The organism is Providencia sp. PROV223, assembly GCF_028479245.1.
GTDB classification, from domain to species: Bacteria; Pseudomonadota; Gammaproteobacteria; order Enterobacterales; family Enterobacteriaceae; genus Providencia; species Providencia rettgeri.
In genome coordinates this window covers 139934-153299 of the sequence record NZ_JAMPNG010000007.1, presented here as the reverse complement: position 1 = coordinate 153299, position 13366 = coordinate 139934, and the positions used below count along the sequence as shown (strand labels likewise).

Sequence of the window (13366 nt, the reverse complement as noted above, 5' to 3'; positions counted from 1 at the left end):
CCATGTTTTTAAACAATACGGCCAGAACGTATTTAAAAGGCCATAAATCAGGCCTTGAACGCTCATACAACATTGATGATGCGTCGAAATATTTTGCCATCACCGAACCCAAAGAAATTGCGTTACGTAAAGCGATTATGGAATCCGTTGAGTTTCTCAACTTGATTTACTGCGCGGACGTTGACCAATTGGCTGGACAAGTGATTTCCGTGGGTAACCCTGGATTATTCACGGGGCGTAAGAAAGGCGGCCGTTTCATGCGTGAAACGGGCATTGATGGCAATGAGTATAAATTAGCCGAAACCGACTCAGGGGCGTTTTTACCGTGGGATGTGCTGTCCGTTTGGGCAAACTCAGGCGGTGAAAATGAGTTTTACCAACGGATGCAAAATTTCGTGAATGAAAGCTTTGCCCTCGACATGTTGCGAATTGGTTTTAACGGTACGCATGTGGCCGATAGTACCGATGCGAAAAAGTACCCGAATGGGGAAGATGTGAATAAAGGTTGGCACCAAATCGCCAAAGAATGGGACGGCGGAAAACAAGTGATCTCCGAATCCATCACCTTGGATGAAAAAGGCGATTTCCGTTCGCTTGATGCGATGGCACAAGAAGTGGTGAATACCTGTATTCCTGTGCAATACCGCACCGACCCACGCCTTGTGGTGTTAGTGGGTGCTGACTTGGTGGCTGCGGAGCAACATCGCTTATATCAAGCCGCCGACCGCCCAACGGAGAAAATTGCCGCGCAATTGCTGGGTACCACTATCGCAGGCCGTGCCGCCTACATCCCGCCATTTATGCCAGGGAAACGCTTAGTGGTCACCACGTTATCTAACTTGCACCTGTACACGCAGCGCAATACGCGCCAACGCAAAGCGGAATTTGTGGATGACCGTAAACAGTATGAAAACAATTACCTGCGTAACGAGGGCTATGCGTTGGAATACCCTGAGCTTTACGGGGCAATTGATGAGTCAGCGGTCACTATCGGCGAATTGGTTGAGCCGAAAGACACGGTAGAGACAGACTAATGTTATCACCCGGTCAACGCCACCGCTTAAAGGTGGAAATGCGCCAAAAGCTGGAGCAGCAACAAGCGGTTGCCATTGCCGATGGCGAAAGTATGCACTTACAAGCGCGTGCCGTTGACAAGGATGCCGCACGGCTCAAAGGGATGACCAACGCAGAACGCACCGAGATAAAACGGCACGAATTTTTGCCTAATTATCTGCCGACTGCCCAGCGTTATCTGGACGACGGGAAAATCTATAAAAACCCGATTTTTGCCTACTGTGTCGTGTGGCTGTTTGATGTGGGGGAATTCCAACAAGGATTGGATTGGGCGGACATCGCCATTGAGCAAGGACAGCTTACCCCAACAGGCTTTAAAAGTGGCTTTCCTGCCTTTGTGGCTGACACCATCTTGCAATGGGCACAGCTTGAAACCGAAGCAGGTCATGCCATTGAACCCTATTTTTCACGCACGTTTCACAACGTCACCGAAAAATGGCGGGTTCACGAAAAAATCAAAGCCAAGTGGTACAAGTTCGCGGCTTTGGACATCCTCAAAGGGGATAACAGTGAAGCGAAAGCCAGTGCCATTGATAATGTGGATGATTTAGAAAAAGCCGATGCTTACCTTGCGAGGGCGCATCAGCTAAACCCGAAAAGTGGCGTAAGAACCCATCGCACGCGCATTGCTATGCGGCTGCGGGCACTTACTGCCGAATGACTACCGCAAGCCAAGTGGGCGCAGCTGAGGCAATGCAATTAATTGCAATTGGCCATGGAAGCTGGCCTAGCCCACTTTTTACATTAAGGACAGCCCATGTTTGATGGTAATAGCGGTAATTATCGCCAAGAAATCATTACCAATGACGGTTTTTGGCCAGATGTGGATTTACTGGAATTTCAGAAAAGCCGTTCGCTACCAAGCAGTATCGATACTGACTTTTTAGCCGATGCACTCTTGAACACCATCACGGAAATTAATGGTGAGCTCACTAGTGTGAAAAATCAGCACCACGCCAAAGGGTACCACCAAGCGGCAGCGGTGCCAGGTGTGCAACGTAATGGCCGTAATGCCTTATGTGCGCAGTATTTAAAAGCAGTGTTTGCGCGAGCCAAAGCGGATTTATTGGGGGAATACAGCTCTATCGTGAACCGTGCCCCAAATTCGCAGCAAGAAAGCCCTGAACTGCGTAACCGCCTGTTAGCAGAATCCTCATTAGTGATCCGCAATATGAAAGGCTTAAAACGTGCCACGGTAACCATGATATGAGCAAGTTGCAGCAATTAACCGCCTTTTTAAAGGCTAACTTGCCCGATGGTGTGTGCAATGTGGAGTTTTCCAGTGTGATGGACAGCATTCAGTTTATCCCTGCGCAGCGCGATTTGGGCAATGACCAATACCGAATGCACATCAAACAATATGACGCGACGATTGCGTGGGGGCGTTTCCCCTATCGCCAAGTAAACCCTGATTATATCGGTATCTTGATTGATGCGTGGCTCAATGAAAATGACGATATCGATGATATTCAACTGGATTTAGAGCGCCCATCGATGGACGTGGATTTAAACGAAAGCCACCAAGCGGTGGTGATAGTTACGCTGCAATTGGCGGAGAACGTCAACATGCGAGAGGACGAAAACGGCATTGTGCCGATGGATGGTAAGCGCTGGACGCTGTGCGACCCCGATGTGTGGATTGCCCAAGAGGCCAATATTGCAGGCGTTCACGCATGATAAGCGGCCAGTTAAATCAACGCCAATTTAACACGCTGCAAGACGCGCTTAAGCGGTTTGATTTAACCCCGAAAAAGCGCCAACGCCTGTTATGGCGTATCGCTAAATACGGTGTGATAGCGGCAGCAAAACGCAACGTTCGTAACCAACAAACGCCAGAGGGCGAACCGTGGCAACAACGCCAGGGAAACTGGCGCAAAAAAATGCTGCGCAATATGCCCAAAGTGCTGCACATCAAGGAATTGCCCGAAACCGAAAGTGTGCGAATTTACCTCAAAGGGGGCAAATATCGCAATGGCAAAAAACAGATCCCTGCGGGGGTTGTGGGTTATTCACAACAACATGGAATGAATGTGACCGTGAGTAAATCCAGCTTTAAATCTGAGCGCGATAAAACACGGCCAGCCACCAAGAAGCAAGCCAAAAAGTTACGGGCGCTTGGGTACAAAGAGCGCAAAGGCAAAGGCTGGCGCAAACCGCCAGTTAAAGCCATTGAAAGCGGGATGAGCTTTGCTAAAGCAGGTTTGTTAATTCGCACCTTAAGCGATGAAACGCCGCAAAATTCATGGGTGATTGATGTGCCAGCGCGTGAGTTTTTGGGCATCAATCAAGATGAATTTGAAAAAGCCCTCGCACGGCAACTGCAAGGGATTGGGTTTGGTTAAACAACCATAAAAGAGGGATTTTTTATGACATGGCCATCTGTACAGGTGAACCAAGTAAATCAGCTACAAGGGGAAACCAAAGAGGTTGAACGCACCGTATTGTTTGTCGGTACAGGCAATACCAATGTGGGCAAAACGGTTTCCGTCAATACGCAAACGGATTTTGATGATGTGTTAGGCCGTGAAGATAGCGACCTGAAACGCAATGTGATGGCCGCCATGAATAACGCGGGGCAAAACTGGTCGGCTTATCTTCATGTTATGGCCGTTGATTCAGAGCCGTTGGGGTTTGTGGATGCAGTGATTGCCGCGCAAGACGTGGCCAGTGTGGAGGGTTACGTCTTACTGACCACTGCCAGCAAAGAAGTCATTGATGCCGCCAATACCTTGCGTGAAACCTTAATCGCCAAATATGGCCGTTGGGTATGGTCAATCATTACCGTGGATGCCCCCACCAAAGACGAAAGCTGGCCAGATTATGTGGCTCGCATTATTACATTGCAAAAAGGCATTGCTGCCCCGTCGGTGCAACTGGTACCACAACTGTGGGGCAAAGAAGCGGGTGTATTGGCAGGCCGTTTATGTACCCGCTCGGTGACCATCGCGGACACACCTGCACGGGTAAAAACAGGCGCATTAAAAGACATGGGCGCAACGCTTCCCCTTGATGGTACGGGTAAAGAAATTGATTTAGCCACCTTGCAAGCTTTGGAGAAAAACCGCCTCAGTGTGCCAATGTGGTATCCCGACTACGACGGTTTGTACTGGGCTGATGGCCGCACGTTAGACGTGGAAGGCGGTGATTTTCAAAATATCGAAAACCTGCGCATTGTCGATAAAGTGGCGCGAAATGTACGCATTCGGGCAATTGCCAAAATTGGTGACCGTAGCCTAAACAGTACGCCCAATTCCATTGAAACCCACAAAAGCTATTTTGCCCGAGTCATGCGTGAAATGGCACGCTCTAGCCAAATCAACGGCATTACGTTCCCAGGGGAATGCAAACCGCCACAAGATAGTGATGTGGTCATTACGTGGATGAGTAAAACCAAAGTCGCGGTTTATTTTGTGGTTCGAACCTACGAATGCCCGAAAGGCATTGAAGCGAGTGTGATCTTAGATACCAGCTTGGAGGGTGCAGCATGAGTAAACGGGTTTCGGGGCAGTCGTTTGATTTCAACCTAGACGGCTCACTCATTCATGTTGAGAAATCAACGTTAAATCTTACGGATAATACGGGCGTTGCCCAAACCAATGGTGTGCCCGATGGTTGGGTTTCGGGGGATGTGTCTGGCGAGGGTGAGCTGGAATTTAGCACCAAAGCATTAGCGATTTTAAAAGCCAAAGCCCGTGCGGCAGGCTCATGGCGCAGCATCCCCGAAGTGGATTTGATGTGGTACGCCAAAGCAGGCGGTGAAGAAATGAAAGTGGAAGCCTTTGGCTGCAAATTGCTGCTATCGGACATTCTAGACCATGACCCTAAAGGCGGCAGTACCGTCAATTTAAAGGTGAAATTCCTTGTCACCAGCCCTGATTTTGTGCGCTTGGATGGCATTCCTTACCTTGAATCTGAATTGACAGACAAATTAATTGGTTAAAAGGAACAATGTTCATGGAAGAACATGAAAAAACATTTATCACCCTGTTTTTTATTGGTGCACTGATTGCCATTGGCAAGGTGCTCACGGGGGATGAGCCTATCACCCTGCGTTTATTTATTGGGCGCATTCTTTTGGGCTCTGCCGTGTCAGTGATGGCAGGCGCTATCTTGATTTGGGTACCCGATATCTCACCGCTAGCCATCACTGGACTAGGCTCTGCCTTTGGTATTGCGGGGTATCAGTTAATTGAATTGTGGCTGCGCAAACGTGGAAGCGCACTATTAAAAGGGAAATTTAAACAATGACACTTTCAGAGAAACAAGCCTTATTCACCGTAATGATTGGCAGGCTGATTTTATGGGCAGATGAGCATGGTTACCGCCTGACCTTTGGCGAAGCGTTTCGCACTAGTGAACAAGCCAGCGCGAATGCTAAAACAGGTAAAGGCATCAAAAACAGCTTGCACACCTCACGTTTAGCTGTGGACTTTAATTTATTTATCAACGGTCAGTATCGTGAAGACACCCCAAGCTATTTACCCCTAGGCGAATATTGGGAATCTATCGGGGGCACTTGGGGCGGCCGATTTAACGATGGCAACCATTTCAGCTTAGCCCATAACGGGGTGAAGTAATGGCCAAACAACTTGCGTTGGTGTTCGCGTTAGGGATAGCGGCCTTTGGCGCTGGTTGGTGGGTGAATGGGCTTTATCACGACAGCTTGCAGCTCAACATTGAACGCGCTGCCAAACAAGCAGGCGATAAAGCCCGAGCCGAAGCCCAAGCCATTTCCCGTGAATCGGCGCGTCAGCTTGAAAACCAATTGGAGAATATTGCCAATGCAACGCCCAGGGAAATCAGAACCGAAGTTATTAAACCTGTGTTCACTAATGTGTGTGTTAGCCCTGAGTTTGTCAGCTTGTACAACAACGCCGCCGAGCGTATCGAGCGAGAGTTATCAGGAAAATCTGTTAACCAAGTGCCCAATCTTGTTACCGAGACTGAACGGGCAAACGGGCAAGCACATCAGTGAGCCATTAGAACTATTTTTAACCTTGTACGGCAATTGTGCCGCACGTCATAACCAGTTAGTGGATGACATTAACCGCAAAAGGAATTGAACCATGAGCCAACCAATCACATTAGACATCGCAGGAAAAGATTACCGTTTCGAACCCAACATGACCGCCTATAACGGGTTTATCAATGAAATGGCGATGGACAATAAAATTGCCCCTGCCCACACCTATTTACGCCGCATTGTGGTGAAAGACGACAAAGACGCGCTGGATGAACTGTTAAAACAGCCAGGTGCCGCGTTGCAAATCGCTTCATCCATCAATGAGCAATACGCCCCGAAATTGGACATTAGCGTAAAAAACTGAGGGCACGGGTTGAATCTATCGAGCGTAACGAGTTAGAGCAATTTATTGCGCTGCGTCGTCATTACTATCCTCATGATAATGATGAAATTGATAGTTTGGCTCGTGCTGCATGGCTGAATAACCAACACTGGGAAAATATGCGCATTGCCGTGGCCAACGGCATTGCACTGGCGTTAAAGGGTGATAAATGAACTCATTAGATTTTACCTTAAGCTTAATTGATAACGTGACGCAGCCGTTAAAACAGGCACAGTCTGCGTTATCCAATTTTGCGAATGAGAGTCAAAAAGCCTTTACCCAAAGTGCCATTGGCGTGGCAGGGTTAGCGGGTGCGTTATTTTCCTTAAAAGGCCTACTAGACCCTGCGCTGCAAATGAATGAAGCGCTACAAACCGCCAGTTTACAAGGTGTGGATGCTAGCGCGATGAAAAACGTCACCCAAGCGGCCATGAAATTCAGTGCCCAATATGGTAAATCCTCCGTGGAATTTACCCAATCTGCGCTCACCATCCGCAAAGCCATTCAAGGCGTAGCCGATAACGAACTGCCTTATTTAACCACGGTGACCAATACCACGGCCACCGCCTTAAAAAGTACCGCAGATGAAACCACCGCCTATATGGGGCAGATGTTTTCGCAGTTTACCACCTACGCCAACCAAGTCGGCAAAAGCCAATTTGCCGAAGAACTGGCAGGCAAAGCCCTGTATATGTCGCAAGCCTTTGGTACCTCCATGGCGGACATTACAGGGTTAATGGAGGGCGCAAGGTCAGCAGGCACCCACTTTGGTGTGGGTATCGATGAACAGTTAGCTGTGTTGGGGGAATTACAGCGTACATTGGGCACCGAAGCCAGCAGCGCCTATGAAGGCTTTATGATGGGCGCGGCAGATGGCGCTAAAAAACTGGGACTGAGCTTTGTCGATACGTCGGGAAAAATGAATTCCTTGCCTGAAATGTTGGGCAAATTACAGCAAAAATATGGAGCCAATATCGATGGCAACCTCAAGGCACAAAAAGAGATTGAAGCCGCGTTTGGGGATTCGGCCATTGTGGTGAAGCAGCTCTATGGCGATGTGGATGTGTTACGCAAAAATATCACTGCCCTGGGCGCGAACGATGGCATGAAACGTACTCGTGAAATGGCCGAGCAATTGGCCGACCCGTGGGAACGCCTAATGGCCATTTGGACTAACGTGCGCGTGGCCGTGGGGATGACGCTGTTGCCTGTCATTACCCCATTGGTGAATAAAATCGCGGAGATGGGGCAAACAGTCCAACGTTGGCTCACCTTGTTCCCCAATATCGCCAAATACGTGGGCTATATCGCCACCAGTATCACTGGCGTGGCCGCTGCGGGAGCGATGGCCAATAGCGTGATGGGGATCAGTAAATTTATTTGGGCGGGACTCGTGGTGGTCTGGAAACTGAGCCTTGCGACGTTGAAATTAATCCCTGGTGCCGTTTGGCTGGCCAATAAAGCGATGGTGATTTGGCAGGCTACTCTAAAACTGTTGCGCGGCACTTTAGTGGCGCTAAGGATGGCGGCCATCACCGTAGGCATTGGCTTTAACTTGATGAGTTTGCCCATCATTTTGATTATTGGGGCGATTGCTTTACTTGGTGTGGGTATTTATTACCTGATTAAACACTGGGATGCAGTAAAGGCAGCCATCCAAGACACCACCACATTTAAAGTGTTGGCAGCGGTAGTGATGGCACTTGGCCAAGTGTTTAGCGATGTATGGGAATGGATTGGCCAAGGTTGGGAAACCCTGTGCAATTGGTTTGGGGAGTTTTCATTAACGGAAACCTTTGAGGCCGTAGCCAACAGCATCCGCAATATTTTCGGTAATGTATGGGCATGGGTGAAAGAGACCTTTGCCGATATCTATAACTCGTTTGTCGATACGTTAAATTATTTGCCAGGTGTTGAAATTGAGCGCATGGAAATCAACACCCCAGCCGCCCAAGCCACCAATAGCGTGCCTGATGTTGAGGGGATGGCTGCGGTCGATATTATTCGCCAGCAACAATTGTTTATGCAGGCACAAGTTGAGCAAGCGGAGCCCATCACCAATACACAAATATTAACGGGCAAACAGCTCAAAGGCATTGATAAAAATGGCGTCGGAAAAACCAGCATCGGCACTACGACTAGTCATGTGGATAACAGTAAAAACTTTGAAAACATCATCATCAAAGTGGAACAAATGCCATCACCACAACAATTAACGGAATATGAGATGTTAGCGCATGGATAGCCAATACATTGATTTATTAATCACTCAGCGTGATTTTACCTTGAACTCAGGCAGTGAGCCGATTTTGTGTAACAACCGTGTGTCTATTGCTCAAGATTGTGTTCACGCCATTATGGAAAGTGGCTTAGCCACGCAATTGGTGGGCGAACGCAGCCCCACATTGCGAGCCGATATTCGCAACCAAATTGAAATGCTTGTGGAAAATGACGAACGCATTGTGCCAGGGACAATTTCCATTCAAGAAGAATCACAAGTGAAATTGTGGATCACCGCTGAAACTTATGATTTTGGCCGCATGGATGTGGGAGTGGACTATGGCGACTAAACCTGACATTGATTATGAAAAAGTCCTGCAAGATAGCGGCATGCCGACCACCGAGGCAGAAATTCGCGCGCAATTTAACCAAGTGGTGGCCGATGAGGGATTAGTGACCAATACCTCACGGATGTCACCGTTTTGGCGGCTCATTACCACCATCGTGACCAAGCCCGCAATGTGGCTAAAAGAGGCCTTAGTCAATGTGGTGATGCGCAATATGTATTTGGCCACGGCATCAGGGGCATGGCTTGATTTGTTTGCTTGGGGCGTCAACTTAACCCGCAAACCTGCCACCCAAGCCCATGGTGTGATCCGCTTTTATAAAGTGGCAGGCGCTAGCGCGGTCACTGTGCCCAAAGGCACCATCATCCAAACGGAGCGCATCGCGGGGGTGATTTACAGTGTGAGTACCACCCAAGCCGTGGAGATTGCCGCAGGCCAGCAAAGCCAGTTAATCCCTGTGATAGCAGATATGGCAGGCGGTGCACACAACCTCGCACCAGGCTATTTTCGTATTTTGCCTGTGGCCGTCGCAGGGATTGAGCAAGTGCAAAGTGAAAATGATTGGTTAACAACGCCTGGTGCGGATGCTGAAAGCGATGATGATTTACGCGACCGCTGCCGCAACCAGTTCAATTTAGTGGGAAACTACCACACCGATGCGGTTTATCGCGGCATGATAGCCAGCCTTGTTGGCTTGAGCATTGACCGTATTTTCTTTTTGCATGATGCGCCCCGCGGTGCAGGTACCGCCAATGCGTATTTGTTATTAGACAGTGGCGTAGCAAGCCAGCCTTTTATTGACCAAGTGAATGAGTATGTGATGAACCAAGGCCATCACGGTCACGGCGACGATATGCAGTGTTTTGCCATGCCAGAAACACATCATGCGTTAGTTTTAACCGTATTCGTCGATAACCTCGGCAACTTTAGCGCGGAACAACTGAGCAGCTTAAAAAATGAGGTGAACGATTTGGTGCGCTGCGCTTTTCGTGAAAACAGCTTGTACCAGGTCAAACAGACATGGCCATATTCACGGTTTTCATTTTCAAACTTAGGGCGCGAACTGCACCGCCAGTTTAGTGAAATTCAATCACTGCATTTTTCTTTGGGGGATATCACCAGCGAGCTCAATGTGCCGCGCTTAACATCGTTAGTGGTTGAGGTGAAAAATGTCTGACTTTCACGAAAAGCTTAAACGCCTTGCACTGCCAAGTTGGATGGACAAAGGCGAACCCGCCAAGCTACTGGTAGCATTACGTCGTTTCTGGACGATGATTTACGGCTGGCTAACCTGGCCATTGGCGCAATTGGATGCGGAAACTTGCACAGAATCATTATTGAACTTGCTGGCCTATCAGCGGGATATTCAGCGCTTTAATGGTGAACCGCTGGACTTATACCGCAAGCGGGTGAAATACGCCTTTATCAACGCCAAAGACAGTGGCAGCGTGGCGGGTTTTATCGTCATTTTTGAACGGCTGGGCATTGGTAACGTACTGATTAAAGAGCGTCAGCCACACATCGATTGGGATGTGATTATTCTCGTGCTCAATGATGAGCAGCTCTCACGCGCCCCTGATTTGCTGATCAACATTATTTACCAGTATGGGCGCACCTGCCGACGCTATCAGTTTGAAGTGATTAACGATTATCAACTGAATATGCGAGTGGGCAGCATTGAGGGCGATTACATCAGTTATCACGCGAAATTGCCTGTGCCTATTTTGACGCTGCGAGTGGGTGAAATTGGCAGTGATATTCAAATCAGTTATGCGACGCTGCAAGGAAGTAGCACGCCCAATATGACCTATGGGGCATCATTAAAAGGATAGATTATGTCATCAGTCATTACCCTTGAATTTGAGCACTACAAAGCGCAGGAAGCCGCAACGGGTAAGCCCATCATTTTAGATGAGTTTGTGTTTGCGTTAGTGCCAAATTTAGACCCAAAGAAACCCATTGAGCGTACCGAACAACTGCCCGATGCCAAACACATTGTGCATCGTCAAGCAATTAATAAGGCGGGGTTAGTCAGCGAAAATGCCGTGGCCTACAGCGTGACGTTGGGTACTGAAATCGGTGATTTCGAATTTAACTGGATTGGGTTGTTAAACAAAGCCAGTAACTCAGTGGCGATGATCACTCATGCCCCGACACAAAAGAAACTGCGCACGCAAGGTGGCCAACAGGGCAACGTATTAACCCGCTCATTCTTGCTGGAGTTTGACGGAGCGGCCAAAGATACCGCCATCAACACCACCGCAGAAACCTGGCAAATTGATTTCACTGCACGCTTAACGGGGATTGATGAAGCGCAGCGGCTGATGAATACCGACAGTTACGGGGAAGCAGCTTTCTTTGGTTCAGCCTTTGAAGTCACCCGTGATGGCGAACAATTTACCGTAAATAGCGGTTTAGCTTATGTGGGCGGTTTACGGGGTGAGCTCGCTAAAAATCAAGTGTTTAATAAACTGCGCGATACCTATATTTATGCGGATTTTAGCTATCAAGGTAACTTACTCAGCCAATGGCAAACGGTGGTTAAACTCACCACGGGCAATCAACTCAAACACTATGTGGACAGTAGCGGTTATGCCCATTTTGTATTTGCCATCGCGGCGATTGATAAAACAGGCGCAATCACCGATTTACGCCCTCAAGGGGCGAAATGGGAACAAAGCATCGCGCAAATCAAGCAGCAATACGCGCTAAAAAGTGAAATGAAATCATGGCGCTATATCGCCAAAGGAAATGAAACGACCCTCACTCCAAACGAGGTGTTTCATCACTGTTTGCTGTTTATTAATGGCCTTGAGCAATACGCCAATTATTCTTTTGCCGTTGAAAGTAACACGATTTATTTAGCCGAGCCGTTGCTAAAAGACGACCACATTGAGGTAGTGATTAATGTGCCGGTGATTAGCCAACGTGCTTTACATACAGGCTCTGACACTGACGTGTTACGCAATGAAGTGGAGGCGCTCAGAACAACGGTGCATAACTTAAAGGGAAAGGATTTTATTAGTGCGGATAGCCGGAATTTAGTCGCTATTGGTACAGATGAAAATATTTTTATTTCAGAAAAACAGTTGCAGCACATTCATGACATTGAAGTCGAAACCACCATTAAAGGGAAATAGTAAACATGGCCATTAAACGTACTATCACACTGAATTTTAAAACCTCTGACGGTAAAACCTTACCTGCCTCTTTTGATGTGAGCGACGGCGAATCTGCCTTTGAGGTCTGGAAAAAACTCCCAGGGAATGCAGCTAAAACAGAGGCGCAATTTTTTGCCGAGCAAAAAGGCACTGATGGCAAGAACGGCACCAATGGTGCAGATGGTAAAAACGGAAGTAATGGCGCACAAGGTGCCAGTATCGTCAGCGTATCGGTACAAGTTAAAGAAAATCCGTGAGGTGATGCATGGCGAAAGGTCGCACAATCACTCTGACGTTTAAAAACAGTGCTGGTGCTAACTTGCCGCCTGTTTCTTTCGTCGTGAATGACGGTGAAAAAGGCGATAACGCCCATATTCAAGTCACGTCTATTATTCCTACCATCAAAGGTGGCGAGGTTTCTTTTAACATTGGCAACGTGGCGGTGTTATCAGTGCAAATTAATGGCATCACTCAGCCCCAAGGTTATGCGTACACGGTGGAAGGAACTACATTGTATTTGGCCGAAGCCTTGAAAAATGGCGATTTTATTTCTATTGAGGTAACAAAATGAGTAAACCAACAGGGAAGTTGATCCGATTAACCGCAGGGAATGTCGGTGCGGTGCCCGTCGGACGAAAAGTGAATAACAAACCGCTTAGCGCGGATATTTCGTTAAGTGCGGGGGATGTGGGGGCGTACAGCAAAACTGAATCCGATAATAAATATCAGCCCAAAGGTAATTATGCACCAACAGGCAACTATGCCGTTAGAGGGGAAAGCTACACAAAAACGGAAAGTGACGGGCGTTATCAGCCAAAAGGAAGCTATCAACCGACAGGGAATTATGCGCTTAAAGGCGATAGCTATACAAAAGCAGAGAGTTATAACAGAACTGACATTGATAAAAAAATTGGCGCGGGTAGTGGCTTAGGTGTAGCTCAGACATGGAATGATTATAAATCACAACGAGCCGTCAATACGGTTTACACAAACTCGACAGGTAAGCCCATCATGTTAAGCATCAATTTTGATGGTTCAAGCCAACATCGACGCTATGAGTTATATATCAATAACTTAAAAGTATACAACTATCTCCATGCAGCAACCACAACCTTACCCGTTGTCAGTTCCGTGATCCCTAATGGAGCTACTTATAAACTGGTGGTAACAGGTGGTACGCCTATCACATCTTGGTTTGAGCTACGGTAAAAAGGAAAAC

The 13366-nt window shown here is 48.0% G+C and carries 20 protein-coding genes; all 20 read left to right on the top strand.

Annotated features, from left to right (window positions below; genetic code table 11):
• The first annotated feature begins 2 nt into the window (after positions 1–2).
• The 20 genes from PR767_RS10615 (at position 3) to PR767_RS21260 (ending at position 13356) form a co-directional block, all read left to right on the top strand.
• A complete protein-coding gene (locus tag PR767_RS10615; protein ID WP_272520289.1) occupies positions 3–1034 on the top strand; it encodes a phage major capsid protein, P2 family in 1032 nt (343 codons plus the stop codon).
• Positions 1034–1735: a phage terminase small subunit gene (gpM, locus tag PR767_RS10610; protein ID WP_272520288.1), complete on the top strand. Its 702-nt coding sequence runs from the start codon at positions 1034–1036 to the stop codon at positions 1733–1735. Before PR767_RS10615 ends, gpM begins: the two co-directional genes overlap by 1 nt.
• Before the next feature lie 96 nt (positions 1736–1831).
• On the top strand, positions 1832–2284 hold the full coding sequence (locus PR767_RS10605) for a head completion/stabilization protein (protein ID WP_272520287.1): 453 nt from the start codon (positions 1832–1834) through the stop codon (positions 2282–2284).
• A complete protein-coding gene (locus PR767_RS10600) occupies positions 2281–2751 on the top strand; it encodes a phage tail protein (protein WP_272520286.1) in 471 nt (156 codons plus the stop codon). The genes PR767_RS10605 and PR767_RS10600 overlap by 4 nt, the downstream gene beginning before the upstream one ends.
• Entirely contained in the window at positions 2748–3416 is a 669-nt protein-coding gene (locus tag PR767_RS10595) for a hypothetical protein (RefSeq protein WP_272520285.1), read from the top strand. The genes PR767_RS10600 and PR767_RS10595 overlap by 4 nt, the downstream gene beginning before the upstream one ends.
• 24 nt (positions 3417–3440) lie before the next feature.
• Positions 3441–4562 carry a DUF2586 domain-containing protein gene (locus PR767_RS10590; protein ID WP_272520284.1) on the top strand — a complete coding sequence of 374 codons (1122 nt, stop codon included), beginning with the start codon at positions 3441–3443 and terminating at the stop codon, positions 4560–4562.
• Positions 4559–5014 (top strand): phage protein, encoded by a 456-nt coding sequence (locus PR767_RS10585; protein ID WP_272520283.1) that lies wholly within the window; start codon positions 4559–4561, stop codon positions 5012–5014. Before PR767_RS10590 ends, PR767_RS10585 begins: the two co-directional genes overlap by 4 nt.
• Positions 5015–5028: 14 nt before the next feature.
• The gene (locus PR767_RS10580; RefSeq protein WP_110731689.1) at positions 5029–5322 is read left to right on the top strand and encodes a phage holin family protein; all 294 of its coding nucleotides are present in this window, start codon (positions 5029–5031) and stop codon (positions 5320–5322) included.
• Positions 5319–5651: a M15 family metallopeptidase gene (locus PR767_RS10575; RefSeq protein WP_109911428.1), complete on the top strand. Its 333-nt coding sequence runs from the start codon at positions 5319–5321 to the stop codon at positions 5649–5651. The genes PR767_RS10580 and PR767_RS10575 overlap by 4 nt, the downstream gene beginning before the upstream one ends.
• Entirely contained in the window at positions 5651–6049 is a 399-nt protein-coding gene (locus PR767_RS10570; protein ID WP_272520282.1) for a hypothetical protein, read from the top strand. Before PR767_RS10575 ends, PR767_RS10570 begins: the two co-directional genes overlap by 1 nt.
• A 91-nt stretch (positions 6050–6140) precedes the next feature.
• On the top strand, positions 6141–6401 hold the full coding sequence (locus PR767_RS10565; protein ID WP_115167863.1) for a putative phage tail assembly chaperone: 261 nt from the start codon (positions 6141–6143) through the stop codon (positions 6399–6401).
• Positions 6398–6592 carry a DUF6890 family protein gene (locus PR767_RS21265; RefSeq protein WP_430624135.1) on the top strand — a complete coding sequence of 65 codons (195 nt, stop codon included), beginning with the start codon at positions 6398–6400 and terminating at the stop codon, positions 6590–6592. Before PR767_RS10565 ends, PR767_RS21265 begins: the two co-directional genes overlap by 4 nt.
• The gene (locus PR767_RS10560; protein WP_272520281.1) at positions 6589–8664 is read left to right on the top strand and encodes a phage tail tape measure protein; all 2076 of its coding nucleotides are present in this window, start codon (positions 6589–6591) and stop codon (positions 8662–8664) included. The genes PR767_RS21265 and PR767_RS10560 overlap by 4 nt, the downstream gene beginning before the upstream one ends.
• Positions 8657–8989 (top strand): DUF2590 family protein, encoded by a 333-nt coding sequence (locus PR767_RS10555; RefSeq protein ID WP_272520280.1) that lies wholly within the window; start codon positions 8657–8659, stop codon positions 8987–8989. The genes PR767_RS10560 and PR767_RS10555 overlap by 8 nt, the downstream gene beginning before the upstream one ends.
• The gene (locus PR767_RS10550) at positions 8979–10163 is read left to right on the top strand and encodes a baseplate J/gp47 family protein (RefSeq protein WP_272520279.1); all 1185 of its coding nucleotides are present in this window, start codon (positions 8979–8981) and stop codon (positions 10161–10163) included. The genes PR767_RS10555 and PR767_RS10550 overlap by 11 nt, the downstream gene beginning before the upstream one ends.
• Entirely contained in the window at positions 10156–10818 is a 663-nt protein-coding gene (locus PR767_RS10545) for a phage tail protein (RefSeq protein WP_272520278.1), read from the top strand. Before PR767_RS10550 ends, PR767_RS10545 begins: the two co-directional genes overlap by 8 nt.
• A gap of 3 nt (positions 10819–10821) precedes the next feature.
• On the top strand, positions 10822–12126 hold the full coding sequence (locus tag PR767_RS10540; RefSeq protein ID WP_272520277.1) for a phage tail-collar fiber domain-containing protein: 1305 nt from the start codon (positions 10822–10824) through the stop codon (positions 12124–12126).
• A gap of 5 nt (positions 12127–12131) precedes the next feature.
• Positions 12132–12404, top strand: coding sequence for a hypothetical protein (locus PR767_RS10535; protein ID WP_272520276.1), 273 nt, complete (start codon positions 12132–12134; stop codon positions 12402–12404).
• 8 nt (positions 12405–12412) lie between these two features.
• Positions 12413–12718 carry a hypothetical protein gene (locus PR767_RS10530; RefSeq protein WP_131680158.1) on the top strand — a complete coding sequence of 102 codons (306 nt, stop codon included), beginning with the start codon at positions 12413–12415 and terminating at the stop codon, positions 12716–12718.
• Positions 12715–13356 (top strand): hypothetical protein, encoded by a 642-nt coding sequence (locus PR767_RS21260; RefSeq protein ID WP_442959803.1) that lies wholly within the window; start codon positions 12715–12717, stop codon positions 13354–13356. Before PR767_RS10530 ends, PR767_RS21260 begins: the two co-directional genes overlap by 4 nt.
• Positions 13357–13366: the final 10 nt, after the last annotated feature.